Annotated in this window: 17 protein-coding genes; 9 read left to right on the plus strand and 8 right to left on the minus strand. The window is 65.0% G+C overall.

What is annotated here, in order from left to right; all coding sequences use genetic code 11:
* Positions 1-84: 84 nt before the first annotated feature.
* Positions 85-387: a hypothetical protein gene (locus AB0P21_RS39305; RefSeq protein ID WP_363704261.1), complete on the plus strand. Its 303-nt coding sequence runs from the start codon at positions 85-87 to the stop codon at positions 385-387.
* 834 nt (positions 388-1,221) lie between these two features.
* Here AB0P21_RS39305 and AB0P21_RS39310 read toward each other — a convergent pair.
* Positions 1,222-1,827, minus strand: a complete 606-nt coding sequence (locus AB0P21_RS39310; RefSeq protein WP_363704263.1) for a TetR/AcrR family transcriptional regulator — start codon at positions 1,825-1,827, stop codon at positions 1,222-1,224.
* A gap of 108 nt (positions 1,828-1,935) precedes the next feature.
* Here AB0P21_RS39310 and AB0P21_RS39315 point away from each other — a divergent pair, with 108 nt between their 5' ends.
* A complete protein-coding gene (locus AB0P21_RS39315; RefSeq protein ID WP_363704265.1) occupies positions 1,936-2,487 on the plus strand; it encodes a nuclear transport factor 2 family protein in 552 nt (183 codons plus the stop codon).
* An 83-nt stretch (positions 2,488-2,570) separates the two neighbouring features.
* Positions 2,571-3,008, plus strand: coding sequence for a hypothetical protein (locus AB0P21_RS39320; protein ID WP_363704267.1), 438 nt, complete (start codon positions 2,571-2,573; stop codon positions 3,006-3,008).
* A 650-nt stretch (positions 3,009-3,658) separates the two neighbouring features.
* Here AB0P21_RS39320 and AB0P21_RS39325 read toward each other — a convergent pair.
* A complete protein-coding gene (locus AB0P21_RS39325; RefSeq protein ID WP_363704269.1) occupies positions 3,659-3,844 on the minus strand; it encodes a hypothetical protein in 186 nt (61 codons plus the stop codon).
* 371 nt (positions 3,845-4,215) lie between these two features.
* Between AB0P21_RS39325 and AB0P21_RS39330 the strand changes: the two genes are divergently transcribed.
* Both AB0P21_RS39330 and AB0P21_RS39335 read left to right on the plus strand, forming a co-directional pair.
* A complete protein-coding gene (locus tag AB0P21_RS39330; RefSeq protein ID WP_363704271.1) occupies positions 4,216-5,466 on the plus strand; it encodes an epoxide hydrolase in 1,251 nt (416 codons plus the stop codon).
* Between the two features lie 905 nt (positions 5,467-6,371).
* A complete protein-coding gene (locus AB0P21_RS39335) occupies positions 6,372-6,932 on the plus strand; it encodes a hypothetical protein (protein WP_363704273.1) in 561 nt (186 codons plus the stop codon).
* Between the two features lie 408 nt (positions 6,933-7,340).
* On the opposite strand, the gene AB0P21_RS39340 is transcribed toward AB0P21_RS39335, so the two are convergent.
* The 5 genes from AB0P21_RS39340 to AB0P21_RS39360 form a co-directional block, all read right to left on the minus strand.
* The gene (locus AB0P21_RS39340) at positions 7,341-7,730 is read right to left on the minus strand and encodes a hypothetical protein (protein ID WP_363704275.1); all 390 of its coding nucleotides are present in this window, start codon (positions 7,728-7,730) and stop codon (positions 7,341-7,343) included.
* The gene (locus AB0P21_RS39345) at positions 7,708-8,256 is read right to left on the minus strand and encodes a hypothetical protein (protein WP_363704277.1); all 549 of its coding nucleotides are present in this window, start codon (positions 8,254-8,256) and stop codon (positions 7,708-7,710) included. The genes AB0P21_RS39340 and AB0P21_RS39345 overlap by 23 nt, the downstream gene beginning before the upstream one ends.
* The gene (locus AB0P21_RS39350; protein ID WP_363704279.1) at positions 8,253-8,594 is read right to left on the minus strand and encodes a PadR family transcriptional regulator; all 342 of its coding nucleotides are present in this window, start codon (positions 8,592-8,594) and stop codon (positions 8,253-8,255) included. Before AB0P21_RS39350 ends, AB0P21_RS39345 begins: the two co-directional genes overlap by 4 nt.
* A gap of 161 nt (positions 8,595-8,755) precedes the next feature.
* Positions 8,756-8,941, minus strand: coding sequence for a hypothetical protein (locus AB0P21_RS39355; protein ID WP_363704281.1), 186 nt, complete (start codon positions 8,939-8,941; stop codon positions 8,756-8,758).
* Between the two features lie 398 nt (positions 8,942-9,339).
* Positions 9,340-9,564 carry an HAD family hydrolase gene (locus tag AB0P21_RS39360; RefSeq protein ID WP_363704462.1) on the minus strand — a complete coding sequence of 75 codons (225 nt, stop codon included), beginning with the start codon at positions 9,562-9,564 and terminating at the stop codon, positions 9,340-9,342.
* Between the two features lie 691 nt (positions 9,565-10,255).
* On the opposite strand from AB0P21_RS39360, the gene AB0P21_RS39365 reads away from it, so the two are divergent.
* The 4 genes from AB0P21_RS39365 (at position 10,256) to AB0P21_RS39380 (ending at position 15,741) form a co-directional block, all read left to right on the plus strand.
* Positions 10,256-13,438, plus strand: a complete 3,183-nt coding sequence (locus AB0P21_RS39365; RefSeq protein ID WP_363704283.1) for a S8 family peptidase — start codon at positions 10,256-10,258, stop codon at positions 13,436-13,438.
* Positions 13,439-13,579: 141 nt separating this feature from the next.
* Complete coding sequence (locus AB0P21_RS39370) at positions 13,580-14,077, plus strand: SigE family RNA polymerase sigma factor (protein WP_363704285.1); 498 nt, start codon at positions 13,580-13,582, stop codon at positions 14,075-14,077.
* A gap of 23 nt (positions 14,078-14,100) precedes the next feature.
* Positions 14,101-14,898 carry a hypothetical protein gene (locus AB0P21_RS39375; protein WP_363704287.1) on the plus strand — a complete coding sequence of 266 codons (798 nt, stop codon included), beginning with the start codon at positions 14,101-14,103 and terminating at the stop codon, positions 14,896-14,898.
* A 360-nt stretch (positions 14,899-15,258) separates the two neighbouring features.
* Complete coding sequence (locus tag AB0P21_RS39380; RefSeq protein ID WP_363704289.1) at positions 15,259-15,741, plus strand: RICIN domain-containing protein; 483 nt, start codon at positions 15,259-15,261, stop codon at positions 15,739-15,741.
* Positions 15,742-15,879: 138 nt separating this feature from the next.
* Here the strand turns inward: AB0P21_RS39380 and AB0P21_RS39385 are convergent, their stop codons facing one another.
* The gene (locus AB0P21_RS39385) at positions 15,880-16,005 is read right to left on the minus strand and encodes a hypothetical protein (RefSeq protein WP_363704291.1); all 126 of its coding nucleotides are present in this window, start codon (positions 16,003-16,005) and stop codon (positions 15,880-15,882) included.
* Between the last annotated feature and the right edge of the window lie 117 nt (positions 16,006-16,122).

Raw genomic sequence — 16,122 nt, forward strand, 5'->3', positions numbered from 1 at the left:
GCATCACCTGAGTCATCGCCGTCGCCCAATAAGCCCCGGCACTACGACCGCTCTTCATTCACACCTACACACCAAGGAATTCTTATGTTCAATGTCTTCGCTGACATCAACTGGCTCGCAGTCGTCATGTCGCTGCTCGTTTTTGCCGTCCTCGGCTACGTCTACTTCACCTTCATCGTGGCGAAGCCCTACCAAGTTGCGCTTGGCAACGAGAACCGCGAAATGGAAGCCGGGGGCGCCCTTCTGACCGTCGTCCCGCTGATCCCGAACCTCGTGTCGTCATCACCAGCGCTATCCTCCTCCGCGCTCTCGATGTCGAAACGATCCCCGACGCGATCGCGTTCGGCCTCATCGTCGGCATCGGCTACCTCGTCGCCCACACCCTGACCATCGCCCTCAACCCGAACTTCCCCCGCCCTTTCCTCTACACCCTCCTGAACGCACCGTACTTCCTCATCTGCATCCTCCTGACCAGCATCATCCTCACCGCCTGGCGCTGACCCGCACAGCGAAAGCCAGTCGCTCAGATGGCACAAGCAACAGCGGAAGGTTGCCCTCGACATCCCAAGCTCCCGCGTCTCATCTGCTGCTGAATCGCTGCTTCCGACCAGTTGACACCCGAGTGACTCCACTTCAATCAGCCCACTGACGACATCAACGGTTGGCTCCGTGAGCGGCTTGATTACCTCCAGTGAACTAGATTGCTAGCGGCCAGCCGATTCGACCGCTCCGCTACGCGGTCAGTCCCCGCCGGGATGTTGGAGGATCGTTACTGCCTCCAGGCGCCCGACAGGACAGTCATGCTGCACGGAAGTCGACTCATCCATCCCCGTTGATGTGGGCGAACAAGAGATCTTGGTGGTAGTTGTCCCCATCCCGAGGCAATTTGACCGCTCGGGATTCCATCCGGTCCGACCGGGTGGATCACCTCCGTCGACTGGTCTCTGTTCGCAGCCCCGGAGCCATCGCCGACCTGCGCCGCGACCCGCGACGCCGCACGGCACTCTCCTGATCGAGGACTCGCGAATCCCTGCCGTACCAATCCCGACATTAAAGGCTGCGGGTACGGCCATGCGATCTGCGACTGAGCATCACGCCAACAGATCACCATCACCCAGCCGGCCTTCTCGAACTCGCCCTTCACTCCATCACGGCACCTGCCGAACCCGACCAGCACATCGTCGAGGTCGACTCCCCCACCGCCAGGCTGCTCGCAAACCTCTAGACTCGCAGCAACGCAAGCCGGCCGATGAGCGTCGACTGCAACCCGGAAGGCCAAGGGAACAGAGGCGTCGCCACTTGTAGCTGGGCGAGTCCGTGCAGGCTGACCCACAACGCGGTTGCGTCGGCGTGCGGATCTGTACCAGTGGAGCGACCTGCCTCGACGCAGGCGGCGATGGCCCGGCTGATGACCCGAAACGCGCCAAGGCCGAGTTCCGCGAGATCACCGGCCATCGCCGGTGCACGCTGCAGTGACTTGCTCGCATCCCAGACCCCGCCGAACATGATCCGGTAGCGGCCGGGCGAGCGCGCGGCGAAGGTCAGACAGGCCGCGGAGACCGCTCTCAGCCGGTCAGCGGGGTCAGTGTGGTCACCCACATCGTTCAGCGCATGTTCCAGTTCGGCGAAGGCGACTTCGGCGACCGCGAGCAGAATCGCATCGCGGTCGGCGAAGTGCTGATAGATGGCTGGCGCCGAGATCCCCGCCTCCCGCGCCACCGCACGCAGCGTGACTCTGTGCTCCCGCGCCCTGGTCGAGCAGCCTGGTCGCGCCGCCGACGATGTCGTCGCGAAGCTGCGCGCCTTCACCTCGCTTGTTGCGGACACGCTCTTTCAGATTCGCCATACAGATGACTTTACACCCGTTAACTGATCATATAAGTTAACACTCGTAAAGCCACGAGCCACACCACCCCGATCACCCTGGGAGCAGTCATGAAGAGGATCCTGATCACCGCCGTACTGGCAGTCTCGGTCGCCACCGCGGGTGTCGCGACGATCGCCCCGGCGAACGCTCAAGTGCCGGCCTCGGCATCGTCGGCGAGCACCACGGGTTCTGCGGGGAGCAAGCACCGGAGTCCGCAGTACGACTCCAAGGCGATCGTCTCCCAGTGGGAAACCGCCTGGACCAAGAACCAGCCCACCAAGATGGCCGCCCTCTTCACCCGCGACGCCGTCTACAGAGACCTCGCGTTCGGCGCCGAATGGCACGGGCAGAGCGAGATCGGCAACTGGGTCACCAAAACCCACGCCGTCATCAAGAACACCAAGGTCAAGGTCCACTCGTCGTTCCGCAGCGGCAACCAGATCGCGATCGAGTGGACCTTTTCTGGCGTGATGCCGGGCGCGACGAAGCCGTTCGCCGTCCCCGCCACCACCATCATCAAGCTCCGCGGCGAACGCATCACGTCCAATGCCGACTACTACAACCTCGCCGACCTCCTGAAGCAGTCCGGCCTCCCGGCCAACTGGCCCGCCGCCAGCTGAATGCACGAGGCCCACCCGGCAGACCGCACCGCCCTGGGCGGCCGACGCACTCCACCACCAGGCACCAACCAGAGAGAAGCACCATGACAATCCACTCCAGCACACCCGCCACCAACCAACCCTCAGCCCTGGCAGACAGAATCGGACGAGGACTGCTCGCCCTGTGTGCGCTCGCGACACTCGTTGCGTTCGCCAACGGCGTCAGCATCCTGTTCGACGTCGCGCCCGATCGCCTGATGTCCGAGGCATGGCGCACTCTCGCCTACCTCGTTTTCGTCGGCCTCTTCGCGATCATTATCGTTGCCCCACGCAACCAACGCGGCCCGTGGGAGCTGATCTTCCTCCACAAGATCGCCATCACCGGCTTCGGAATCGTCGCGGCCACGAGCAATACTCCCGATGCTGCGAACACCTGGCCCATCGACGCCGGCCTGGTGGTAGCCACCGCGATCGCCTACGTGTTGTGCCGAGGCTGGCAAGGCTGGCGACCGAACTCCGCCACCGCACGCTCGACCAAGTAGCACCTGGGTGAGCCAACGCTTCCGGGTAAGCCCGCGCGGTTCGGGCCCGTGACAACGGCAGAATCGCCGACCGGCCAACACCGCCACCCGAATCCGCGTCAGCCGCCAACGCCTCCATCCCCAACAACTCGTCCAACGTCGCCCACGCCTCGACTACATCGCCACTCAAGATCCATCCTCCTTCGTCTCGGCGGCCGCCGCACAGCAGGTCTCGATCGAGGTCAGCGACGGTGTCATCACCCTCACCGCGAGCGGCCATGTCGACCGCGGCAAGGTTTCGCGAAGATTTGATCGAGATCGGGTCCTTGGCCGCCGAACACTGACCTTGCTCGGGGCGAGGATCGCTTGCGAGATTTGGCTTCGATCTCCGCCCGGCTGAATGTTGCGGTCATCTGCTTTGCTCCGATCGGAAGGAATCAGATGGACCTCCTCTCCTTGCACAGCCGGTTCCTCGACGACGTGCTTACCCAAATCAGGCAGGATGCGCGTCCGGCCGGTGTGTCGATCACCAGATCGATCGTTGGAGGTCGGCCCGATATCTACTCGGACGTACACATGATCATCGTCATCGATGACCAGGCGTACGACGAGGTCATGCAGGAGCGGCTCGCACTGATCGGCTCCTGGACGTCGCCATGGCATTCAAGGAGTCACAGCTCCGACCCTGTCGGCGGCTCAGGCTCGTCGCCAACCACTCCCCTGACCGGGTCCCGCCTGACCATCAGACCCGCGCCACGCATGAGCAGAGCACCTGCCGAGTCGATCGCCTCGTCCAGCAACTCCACCAGCCGCTGCGTACTCCACTGCACCTTCGAAGTACCACGATCCCCAGGCACACGAAAAACATCTCCGCGACCATCGCTGGAAAGGACCCTGCCTTACGGATCCAGGACTCCGGCGGACAACCGCGATGCTGGCGCACTAGCGTACGGCGCTTGCCGCAGGACCCAGGAACTAGTGGTGTAGACAGGCGGCGTTCTAGCGACTTACGGCTACCCAGATCGGTCTGGTGGTCGGCGACTTCGCGGCAACGGCCTTGCGGATGCTATGTCCCGTCTGAGCACCCTGGCCACGCTCACCGGTCAGTCGGAACTTTTCGCCCCGGTTCCTGATGCCGCCGTCGAAAGCGACCAGCTCACTCGCGCTGCTCATCTGAAGATTGGGTAGAGGTCAGAAGTTGGCCGCTGCTGTCTTTAGCGTTGGCGGTATGACGAACCAGAGTGAAATTCAGCCCTTCCGGATCGAGATCGCTCAGAGCGAAATCGACGATCTGCGGAACCGTCTGGCGGGTACGCGGTGGCCTGCCACCCCGCGGGTGGACGACTGGAGTCGCGGCGTACCGGTGGCTTATCTGCGGGAGCTCGCCGGCTACTGGGTGGACGGTTTCGACTGGCGTGCCCAGGAGGCGGCGCTCAACGAGATCCCGCAGTACCTGACCGAGATCAACGGGCAGCGGATCCATTTCTTCCACCAGCGCTCCCCCGAGCCCGACGCGACGCCGCTGGTCCTGACCCATGGCTGGCCTGGTTCGCCGGTGGAGTTCCAGCGCGTGATCGGCCCGCTTACCGATCCCCGCGGGTACGGCGGTGACCCGGCTGACGCGTTCCACGTCGTCGTACCGTCGCTGCCGGGGTACGGGTTCTCCAACCCGATCGGCGACGGCGGGTTCAACCTCTTCGGGGTGGCGCAGCTGTGGGCCGAGTTGATGAGCCGGCTCGGGTACGAGCGGTATGCCGCCCACGGCACCGACGCCGGATCGGGAGTTGCCGGCATGCTGCCGATGGTCGACGCGGCGCACGTGATCGGCGTCCACCTGGCCGGGGTGAGCGCGGCCGCGCCGTTCGGGGATCCGATCCCGCTGGACGGCCTGAACGAGACGGATCGGGATCGGGCTGAGCGCTTCAATGCCTTGCAGGACGAGGGATTCGGCTACCTGGTCCAGCAGATGACGCGACCGCAGACCCTGGCGTACTCGCTGAACGACTCACCGGTCGGGCAGCTCGCGTGGATCGTGGAGAAGTTCGCGGAGTGGACCGACCCGGCGAACAAGCTGCCGGAGGACGCGGTCGACCGCGATCAACTGCTGACCAACGTCAGCCTTTACTGGTTCACCGGATCGGGCGCGACGTCGGCTCACGCGGTCTATGAAGGAATGGCAGCCTGGAAGGCACTGCTCGCGATGCAGCCAGGCAATGGCGGCGACTGGGGCGACTCCACCGACAGCGGCTCTTGGGGCGAGAGCAGCGGTGACGGCGGACACGAGGCCTGGGATGCGGTGGCTGGTCCGCCGACCGGTGTGGCCGTCTTCGGGAACGAGACGGCGATCAAGACCCTGACCGACCCCGATGGCAAGATCGAGCACTGGAAGGAATACGACCGTGGCGGCCACTTCGCCGCGATGGAAGTCCCCGACCTCCTCACCGCGGACCTCAGAACCTTCTTCCGACCACTGAGCTAAGCCCGTAGCAGAGGCCGATCCACCCACTCAGGGCCTGCGACAAAACGTCAACCTCTCCAAGGAATGCCTGGAAGCCGCCATCACAAGACCGCTCAGGAACACGTCGCCCGGCCACTGAGTCTCACCCCACAGCCCCCGGTGACAGGGCATCGCCGATGCGTCGCCCGCCGCAGGGTGACCAACCAGCGGCGGGCGAGCTTCGACCTGAGATCAGAATTGGTCGTCATGCCTGGATAGGAAGCCAGCACCAAGCCGGCGGAGGAGAAGTAGGTACCGACGCCGGCGTCCCTGTTCACCTCCTAGGTGGAGCCTGAGTTCGCCGGGCAGGTGAACGGAGACCCATCCGACCTGGAATCTTGAGCGCTGATCAGGCCTGCCGCGAAGCGAGCTGATTTGGGTGGCCACCCGCGAGTTCGATGGAAACTTGTGGTTGGTCCGCCGATGGGGCTGGCGACCGCGGCGCCTGTCGAAATGCCCTCCCTGATGAGGGACGCGTCCGGCACCGGTATTGAACCGCTGTAGAACGATCCTCGCGCAGTTCGAGCTACAGATCCCCGTCAGGTGCTTGAGGCCTGCATCTTTCCGCGGTGCCATGTCTCTCCACCGAAGGGTGCGCCGGGCGGAGTCGAGGCCGTTCTTCGTCCTCCTCACGATGTCGTGGCGCCGCTCTTCGGCAAGTGCGAGGGCCAGGTCGAGGATGAGGCAGCGTTCGGTGCGCTCGCCGGCGGCGATGCCGTCCAGGACCTAGACCTCGATGCCGCGTTGGAAGGGGTCGTTGACGACGATCAGCCCTTCGAGGTGGGTCGGGTAATCGGTGCCGCCGCCCTCGGTCACTGCCAGGAGAATCATCCACCTGCGCGGCCTCGTGAAAGCGCGCGCGTGGGCCCCGTGACCAGCAGGCCCACATGATCCACAGTCTCAGCGGCCACTCGCGGGGGATAAACCCACCGCGCTCGCTGGTCCCAGCACCACCACCACCAATAGACATGCCAAACGGATCGTGCAGGCAGCCGGGAATCTCGAACAACCTCGCCCAAGACGACCCGGAGATACTGTCCGGCGCGGTCCTGGTCGACGCCAACCTCCCTCAGTTCTTCACCGACGAGCAAATCCCCCGCCTCGTCGCCGCGACCCAGCCGGACGTCGACGCAGCGAAGAAGGACCCCGAGAAGCCGGCCAACCGCCAGCTCATCTCCACCGCGGAGGGCTTCGCCGAAGCACACCAGGCCTTCCACAAGGTGGTGTGGCCCACCTCGGTACCCGCAACGGTCATGGTCTCGGAGAAGACCCCGTTCGCAGCCTCTCCCCCGGACGCCCAGCACTGGCGCGACGCGGCCGCCTCATTCGTCAAGAAAGCACCCAACCGGACGCTCGTCACCGCCAAGGGCACCTCCCACGAGGTGCCGACAGAACGCCCCGACCTCGTACTCAAAGCGATCGAAGACAGATTCGCCGCACAGCACTGACCCCAACCGCGCCACCGGTCTTGCACACCAGATGCGGACCGCCCGGTACCAAACAAATAGGTGGCACATCAGCCCCGTGACGTCGGCCCCACGGGAGTTCACCCGATCAGACCAACGAGGGCGCCCGGGACGGGGAGATGGGGCGTTCGGCGACCCGCGACCTATTTTGCGGCTGATGTCTGAGCTAGGACACTCATCCTGCGGGCCGACATGTCGGTGCGGAAACGCTGGCGACTAACAAGGACCGGGCCGCGATTCGGCCCTGTCCTTCGCGCGTAGGAGGTTGCTGCGCAAGCATCCACCAGGTCTAGGCAGAGCCTTTGCCCTTCGTCCAACCCGGCATTGCAGGCGAGTCCGGACATCTGTGTCGACGACTTCGAACATCGACAGCCGACGTTTCCCGTGCACTCACCTGGTCCGGGCCGGTGACAACGGCAGAATCACCGATCGGCGCCAACCGGGCGTGTCGAGGCCGGATCCAGCCGGTCCCCACCTGGATCCGAACCGTCGTACAGGCACGGCACACCCGCAGCGGCCCTGTATCGGCCGGGGTCCCCAGCCGCCACTTGAAGCCATCCAGCGTCGGGGACGAGTACGACACCCACCGGCGGTGGTCCAGGACGCGCACGGTGCGCGCCTGCTTTCCCACATGATCAGCGCTACGCCGACCAGGCAGACGACGGCGTCAGTGATGTCCCACCGCTCGAGGCGAAAGCTGTCGATGAGCATTCGCCAGGCCAATGAGCCGGCGATGAAGATGCCGCCATGGGTGGCGTCAGCGTGGCTGCGGCTGAGCACGCCTCAGCAGCACACCGAGCATCACGACCGGCGCCAGCCAGATGATGACGCCCACGATGATCCCCAGCACCGTGGGCAGCTCGACCGGTACTCGGAGAATCGCGATCGCACCGACAAATCCGAACGGCCAGACCAGAGTGCCGAGCAACTTCTCCCTGGCCTGCCAGCGATCCGACTTCCAGAGCAGATAGACCCCGACGAACCAGCCCACGAACAGGAATCCACCGAACAGCAAGAGCAGCAACGTCACCACCTCCCGCCCCCGAACCCGCGGCTGGTACCGATCGACCAGAACCAGGCCGTCGGTGGCCGACCGCACGATCTCCTCCGGTCCTCCCAGCAGGGCGAGCATCGCGCGGATCTCCGACTCGCCCTGCGGCCCTTGCGCCCGCGCCTCGGCGATATGCGCCGTGACGTCGTCGATCAACTCCGTCCGCCGGCTCTCCGGCAGCGGCTCGGCGGCTGTCCGCAAGGCCCGCAGATAGTCGTCGACCAACCGGTCGGCGTCGCTGTGCACGTTCGTCATCCCTGTCTCCCTTGCTCCAACACAGCGTCGACCGAATCCCGGAACCGCTCCCAGTCCGCAATGAACGCGGCCAGCGCAGCGCGTCCCTCGTCAGTACTGCGGTAGTACCGACGGGGTGGTCCCGACTCGGACTCGCGCCAGGTCGTCTCCACCAGCCCCTCCCGGCGCAGGCGTGCCAGCAGCGGGTAGATGGTGCCCTCGGTGGTGACGAGACCGTCGACCTGGCCGAGGGCCTTGACCAACTCGAACCCGTAGGTCTCCTCCCGCTGCAGTAGCGCGAGCACGCAGTACTCCAGCGCGCCCCGACGCAGTTGGGAGAAGGCCTTCTCGGCTACCATGCGACACACAGTACCTGTAGCCACCGGCATCCGCAACGTGGATTGGTGGTGATGCTTGTACTTCCGAATCAGATGCAACCCTGATCCGCGACGGCCTCCTGGCCACGACTCGGCTCGCCCTGTCGCGCCGCGGTCAGAACCCGGATCTGGGATTCAAGGAGTCACAGGTCGGTCCCGATAGGTGATTCAGCCTCGTCGTCGGTCACTCCCCTGACCGGATCCCTCCAGGCCATCAGACTCTGGCCACGCGCGAGCTGAGCACCTGCCGAATCGATCGCCTCATCCAGCAGTTCGACGAACCGCTTCATGCTCCACTGCAAGCTCTCACTACCGGGTTCATCTGCCATGCGACGAACATCGCGGCGGGCTCTGAATCGGAGAACCCTGCGATCTGGACTTCCAGGACGCGGCGATATGCATACGTGGGGTGCTTCCGCGCCTTGACCAGCGCGCTGCGAGATGTCTGCCCGCCTTGCGCGGCGGTTTCGCGCAAGGCGCTGTTGGCAAGCTGTGCGACTACGTCATGAGCGCTGGCCTGTCTGGTTGGTGGCGCGGTGCCAGGCTGTGTTGCGGAGGAGCCGGAGCCCGTTGAGTCCGACGATGACGGTGGAGCCTTCGTGGCCGGCGACGCCGAGCGGCAGGGGCAGGTGGCCGACGAGGTTCCAGGTCACCAGGACGGTGATGAAGGTGGCTGCGATGATCAGGTTCTCGGTCACGACCCGGCGAGCCCGTCGCGACAAGGCGATCACGGCCGGGACGGTGGTGAGGTCCTCGCGGACGACGATCGCGTCGGCGGTCTGCAGGGTAGGTCGGATCCGGCGCCGCCCATGGCGATCCGGGCATCTGCGGCGAGAGCGGGCGCGTCGTTGATGCCGTCTCCGACGACCGTGACGCGTTCGCCGGCAGCCTGGAGTTCGCGGACCGCGGCGACCTTGCCGTCGGGCAGCAGGTCCGCGCGGACGCTGGTGATCCGGCGGTGGCGGCGACCTGGCCGGCGGTGGCGGTGTTGTCGCTGGTGAGCAGCACCGGCTGTTTCCGGTGAGCTGCGTCAGTTGCTGAATCGCGGCTGAGGCTTCGGGGCGGGTCCTAAGCTCGATCGACGGCGACAGCGAGCGGTAGCGCAGGAAGATGATCGCGCCGAGCGTGGCATAGCCAACGAAGGTCCAGCGCAAGGCCGTCTCGTCGTTGATGTCGGTGTACCCACACGGGAAGGCCGCATCGAGAGTGGTGTCCTCGATCAGCACGTTTGCTTGTCCTTGTAGACGGGCGAGCAGAGGTCAGACTGCTGCGGCCGAGAGCGGTGAGGAGTCGTGGACGATGCTGGGTGATAAGTGGCTCCCGGTGTTGCCGGTCGAGCAGTTCCTGTCGTACCCGAGTGATCAGCGGCAATCTCCGCACCAAGAGCTCGATCTCGGAAGCGCTGGGGTCGGGCGCATGGATTCGGTTTCCCTGACACATTTGTGTGCTTCGTCGACTTATAGGTCTTGCCACCTTCGAGTCGATGAGGAGACGTCAGTATGAGTAGGAAGAACAGGTTTGGCCGGTGGGCAGTCCCGGTGACCCTTTCGTTGATAGCGGCCGGGGCCGCTGCGGCCCCGGTTGAGGCAGGAGTCGGTCAGAAGGAATCGGCGGTCACCAGTCAGTCGGCCGAGGTGCAGCCGGTGAGCGGCGCAGTGACTCTGGTGACCGGGGATCGAGTGACCGTTGCCGGTAATGGGCAGGTGGTGTCGGTGGTACCGGCGCCAAGCCGGCCAGGCGCCGGCTTCTTGACTGATCGGGCCAAGGGTCATTTGACCGTCATCCCGACCGACCTCGCCGGCGAGGTGGCCGCAGGGCGGATCGACCGACGACTGTTCGACGTCACGGCACTCATCGAGGCCGGGTACGACGACGCACGGTCGACCACGATCCCGTTGATCGTGACCTACGCCGGTTCGGGCGCGAGCGGCCGATCGGCAGTGGCGCAGGGCAAGGTCGAACCGATCCGCGAACTGCCCGCGATCGGAGCGTCCGCACTGCGGGTACCGAAGTCGGGTGCAAGCACATTTCTCGCCGGGGTGTCGGCAAATCAGCGGTTGAAGGCAGGAGTCGAGAAGATCTGGCTCGATGCGAGGCTGCACCCGACGCTGGACCAGAGTGTGCCGCAGATCGGTGCCCCAGCGGCCTGGCAGGCAGGATTCACCGGCAAGGGCGTCACCGTCGCCGTCCTGGACACCGGGATCGACGCGACGCATCCGGATCTGGCCGATCGGGTGGTGGACGCCAGGAACTTCACCGACGAGGCAGCCGGCGATTCCTTCGGGCACGGTACCCACGTGGCCTCCACGATCGCCGGAACCGGGGCCGCGTCGGCGGGCAGGTACCGCGGAGTCGCGCCGGACGCGAGCCTGCTCGACGGCAAGGTATGCGCCGCCGACGGCTGTTCGACGTCCGCGATCCTGGCCGGAATGCAGTGGGCGGCTGTGGAGAAGAAGGCCGACGTGATCAACCTCAGCATCGGCGGCCACGACACTCCCGAGCTCGACCCGGTCGAGGAAGCGGTGAACACGCTGACCGCGCAGACTGGAGTGCTGTTCGTGATCGCCGCGGGAAACTCCGGGCCCAGCGCCGGGTCGATCGATTCACCCGGCAGCGCGGACGCGGCACTCACCGTAGGGGCGGTCGACAAGCAAGACGAACTGGCCGATTTCTCCGGCCGTGGTCCGCGGACCGGGGACGGCGCGATCAAACCGGACATCGTGGCGCCGGGCGTCGACATCGTCGCGGCCAAGGCGAAGGACTCGCTGATCGGTGAACCTGTCGGTGACCAGTACCTACGGCTGTCCGGAACGTCGATGGCCACCCCACACGTTGCGGGTGCGGCTGCGCTGTTGCGCCAGCAACACCCCGCCTGGAAGGCGGTCCAGCTGAAGGGCGTCTTGATGGGTTCGGCGAAACCGCTGGCGGAGGCCGGGGGATTCGCCCAGGGCGCGGGACGAGTTGATGTCGCGAAGGCGATCAAGCAGAACGTACTGGCCCAGCCCACCAGCGTGACATTCGGGCTGGCCCAGTGGCCGCACACCGATGACGCACCGATCAGCAGGCAACTGACATACCAGAACGCCTCCAACGCACCCGTGACCCTGTCGCTCCAGTCGATCTTGACCGGGCCGGGCAACGTGACTGCTCCGGCTTCCGCGCTGACCCTGAGCCAGTCGTCACTGACCATCCCGGCCGGTGGCACCGGATCTGTCTCGATCGTCTCGAACACCCGGCACGACGGCGTGGACGGTACCTACACCGGCCGAGTGACGGCGACCGGATCCGACGGATCGATCACCACTGTCCCGATCGCCGTCACCAAAGAGATCGAAAGCTACGACCTCATCATCAGCCACGTGAACTCGACCGGTGCCCCGGCCGCGGCCGGCGTGACCGAAATCCTCAATCCGGCCACTTACGACAGGCACCAGGTCGACGCCGCGGAGGGACCGGCGACTCTTCGCCTGCCCAAAGGCAGCTACTTCGTGGCGGGGGCGATCTTCGAAACGCCCGACCTTCACTATCTCGTCCAGCCGACCCTGCAGCTGACCAGGAAAACCGTCGTCGTCGTCGACGCCAGGAAGACGAAGCGGGTCACCTCGACCGTGGCGCAGGGCGGCGCTCGCGAGGTTCTGGTCGCTGCCGACGCGACCCTGAAACAGGACGGCTCCGACGTGCTGAGCAGTACAGCTACGACCGCAGTCGGGCAGAGCCTGTTCACCGGCCCGCTCGGTGGGCCCGCGGCCGCACCCTACGAGCTGGCGTCGACGATCACGACCCAGCTTGCGGTTCCCAGCGCGAACGGACCCCTGGTCGATCCGGCCATCACCTACGGACTGGTCAGCTCCCGGCAGGGAAGGTTCTTCGCCGGCCTGCACCGAGTTGTGAAGGACAGCGAACTGGCCAAGGTGATCGCGCACCACAGCAGCCAGGTCAAGGACAGCACGATGTCCAAAATCCTGCTGGGCACGGCGCCGGGTCAATCAATCGGGTTCGCGGTTCCGTACACCTACGCACTGCCCTCGAAGACAACTCACTTCCTCGAGGGCGGCGGCAACGTCTGGTGGACTTCGATGACCGAGATCCAGCCGGACGGCGACGGTTCCATAGCGTCGCTGTCGTCGACCGAGTCGACCGTGAACGCGGGCACGACCTATCGCCAGCGCTGGAACGAAGCCGTGTTCGGCCCGTCGTTCGCAACCACTCACGCCGCGATGCGGTACGGAAACTCCCTGAGCTTCGCTCTGCCCATGTACTCCGACCAGGCTGACCACCCGGGAAACTCCAGCACCGACGCCGTGGCGCTGAAGCTCTACCGCGACGGGAACCTGTTCGCCGAGTCGACGAACGAGCGCTTGTTCCCTGCCGACGAGGCCCCCACCGGGCCGGCCGACTTCAAGCTGACGGCCTCGTTCGAGCGGAGCACCTCGCCATTGTCGACGAAGATTGACGCGAGCTGGACCTTCAGGTCGCAACAGGCATCACCGGACGGAGAGGCACTTCCGCTGTGGGCGGTGCGCTACCTGCCGACCGTCGACGACCACAACACGGTCGAGCGGCAGCGGGTCTCCGAGCTGCCGCTGCTCCTGCAACAGCAGTCTGACGCCAAGCCGGGCACCATCACGGCGGTGAAGGTGCAGGTCTCCGGCGACAACGGCAAGACCTGGACCAAGGCAACCATCTCGAAGACAGCCACCAACCACTACCTCGCCCGGTTCGTCACACCCACCGGCGCGCATCAGTTGTCTCTCCGGACCGACGCGACCGACAGCGCCGGCAACACCACTCGACAGACGATCCTCGGGGCGTACGCTCTCCGCTGATCCCAGCGCCGGCCACCCCGACCAGCGCGGCTGGTCAGGGTGGCTTTGCTCATCGCTGAAGAATTCTCTCGACCGGTGTAACAAGATCCGTCCAGCCACGCTTTTATCTAGTGACAGGCTGCTACCGACGAGAGGGTGACTGTGAGTGCCAATTTCGAGGAGTTCAGCGACTTCACTGCCGCCCGGGGAACACAGATGTTCCGGACTGCCTACTTGCTGGCCGGTGACCGGCACTCGGCCGAAGACCTGCTGCAGAGCACCCTGAGCAAGCTGTTTTCCGTGTGGGGCCGGTTCAGCAAAGTCGAGAATCCGGACGCCTACGCCCGTACCGTCATGGTGCGTACCTATATCGCCGACCAACGCAAAACCCGGCGTGAGCAGCCGACCTTGAAGCTACCTGACAGTGTCCGGTCCGGCGAGGACACCGCGTTGCGGTTGACGCTGCTCGCCGCCCTGAGCTCATTGCCCGGACGCGACCGGGCAATCGTCGTACTGCGCTACTGGGAGGACCGCAGCATCCAGGAGACCGCCGAGATTCTCGGACTCAGCGCCCGGGTGGTCCGAACCCGATGCCACCGGGCGTTGGCCAAACTACGCGACGGGCTCGGTCTCGACATCAACGAATTGAGCGGGCTGTGAGCCCCCGGAACGAAGGACCACCGATGCGCACCGAAAAAGAACTCGTCGACCGTTTCCACGACGAAGTCGACGACATCTTCATCGACCTGGACCCGTTCATCGTCAAAGGGGCGGCTCAGGGCAGGAAACTCGCCCGCCGCCGGCGTCTGACCCAGGCCCTCGCGGGAGCGGCGACGGTCGCCGTACTCGGTGGAACCGTGGCATATGCAGGCTACCTGACTCCGCGGAACAGCACTGAGGTCGGAGCCGCACAGCAGGTCGGGCAGAGCCGAAGAGTTGAGATCACCCCTCAGGCGGCCCTCAAGATTCTGCTTCCGCTGTTGCCGACCGCCGGGCGGACCGCCGACTACGCCGGCGGCGAGACCCAGAAGGCCGATGGCTCACAGCACCTGATCGGCGCCAGTCTGCACTACACAGATGCCGGTGGCATCTCCAACCTCGACCTCGCCATCGTCTTGAAACCTAGCCCACCTTCCTGCACGAGCGGCCCAGGCTATCGATGCACGCTGCAGACTCTGCCCGATGGCTCAACGCTGCTGACGGCAGACATCTCCGCCTCGGACGACACCGGGTGGCGCGCCGCGGAGGCGATCCTGTTTCGCAAGGACGGACTGTCCATCGGTCTGCGTTCCGACAACGCGCGGGACGACCACCGTGAGGCTGTCCGTGACAAACCACCCTTCACGATCAGTCAATTGGCGACGATCGTTCGCAGCCCCGACTGGAAGCGCGAACTCGACGAAGAGATCGTGACCAGTGCTACCAATTTGTTCAGGCCGGCACCTCCGACAAAATCTGGACTTCCTCAGTCAACGCGGTAATTGAACGCAAGCGACCGCTCGACTGGGAATTCCTAGCCGGGCGTCCCGCTAAGAGGTCAGTCAACTAGCTCGTCCCACTTCGGCTCGTACCGTCTGCCGCCCGGCAACGCAGAAGGGCCCGGGATCGACTCGGCTGCGTGGGTGCAACCTCGTCCAGCAATGCCGAACAGGGCGTGGCGACCAGCTCCGCATGCAGATCGGAGCCCCGTCGTACACCGACCGCGGCACTCCCACCGACCACAACCTTTTGGCAACTTCCTGACACCTGGAAGCTGTACGACGGTTAACCACCTACGGTCAGAAATGTCTCGATATCCGAGAGATATATCCTGACGGAAGGTTCCATAGAGTATGCGCAAAATGATGGTTGGAATCGGCATGATCCTCGCCGCCCTCACCAGCTTCCTCGTCAGTGGCGCGGCGCCGGCGGCTGCTGCACCGGGGACCGGGGCGGGGTCGGTGATGAACCCGAACGCGCCGTACATCGTCCCCAAGAACAAGGCGACCAACAAGTGCCTTGACGACAGCTTCGAGTTCAACCTGCGCACGTTCGAGTGCAACGGGCAGAGGTACCAACGGTGGACCGTTATCGTGCGGACGATCGGCATTGTCACCCTCATCAACCAGGCCACGGGCCGGTGTCTCGACGACAGTGGCACGTACGGCCTCAGGTCCTTCGAGTGCAACGAGGGCGAGTACCAGCTCATGGCGGTCAATGACTCGGGCGGAAACGGCTACAGCATCAAGGGCGTCCAGACCCGCCTCTGTGCTGACGACAGCAAGCAGTTCGGGCTGCGGCATCTGTCGTGCAACGAGCTGCCGTTCCAGCTGTGGGGAAACTGAGCTAGCACTGTCCAGGTGAGGGCAATCGCTGCCGCCCTCACCTGGACAGTGACCTGATTCGACAGACAGGGCTGGTAAGAGTTCGGTTCGAAGGTGACGGGGCTTATACAGCCGAGAGTGGATTGGCGGCCGCGCCGGTCAACGGTTGCTTTCTGCTCCGCCGTTGACTTGAATCACCTGATCGGTGATATGGCCGGCGTCTTTCGACGTGAGCCAGCGCAGCGTCTGCGCGACGTCGCGCGGCACACCGACCCGGCCGGTCACCGTTTCGGCGACCCAAATTCTCCAGACGCTCCTCGGTCATCAGTTCACCGAAGAACGGTGTCTCGTCGATGATCTCGGGTGCGACGGCATTGACGGTGATCCCTCGCGGTCGGCCCA

This window comes from Kribbella sp. NPDC056861 (genome assembly GCF_040687575.1).
In the GTDB taxonomy this organism is placed as follows: Bacteria; Actinomycetota; Actinomycetes; order Propionibacteriales; family Kribbellaceae; genus Kribbella.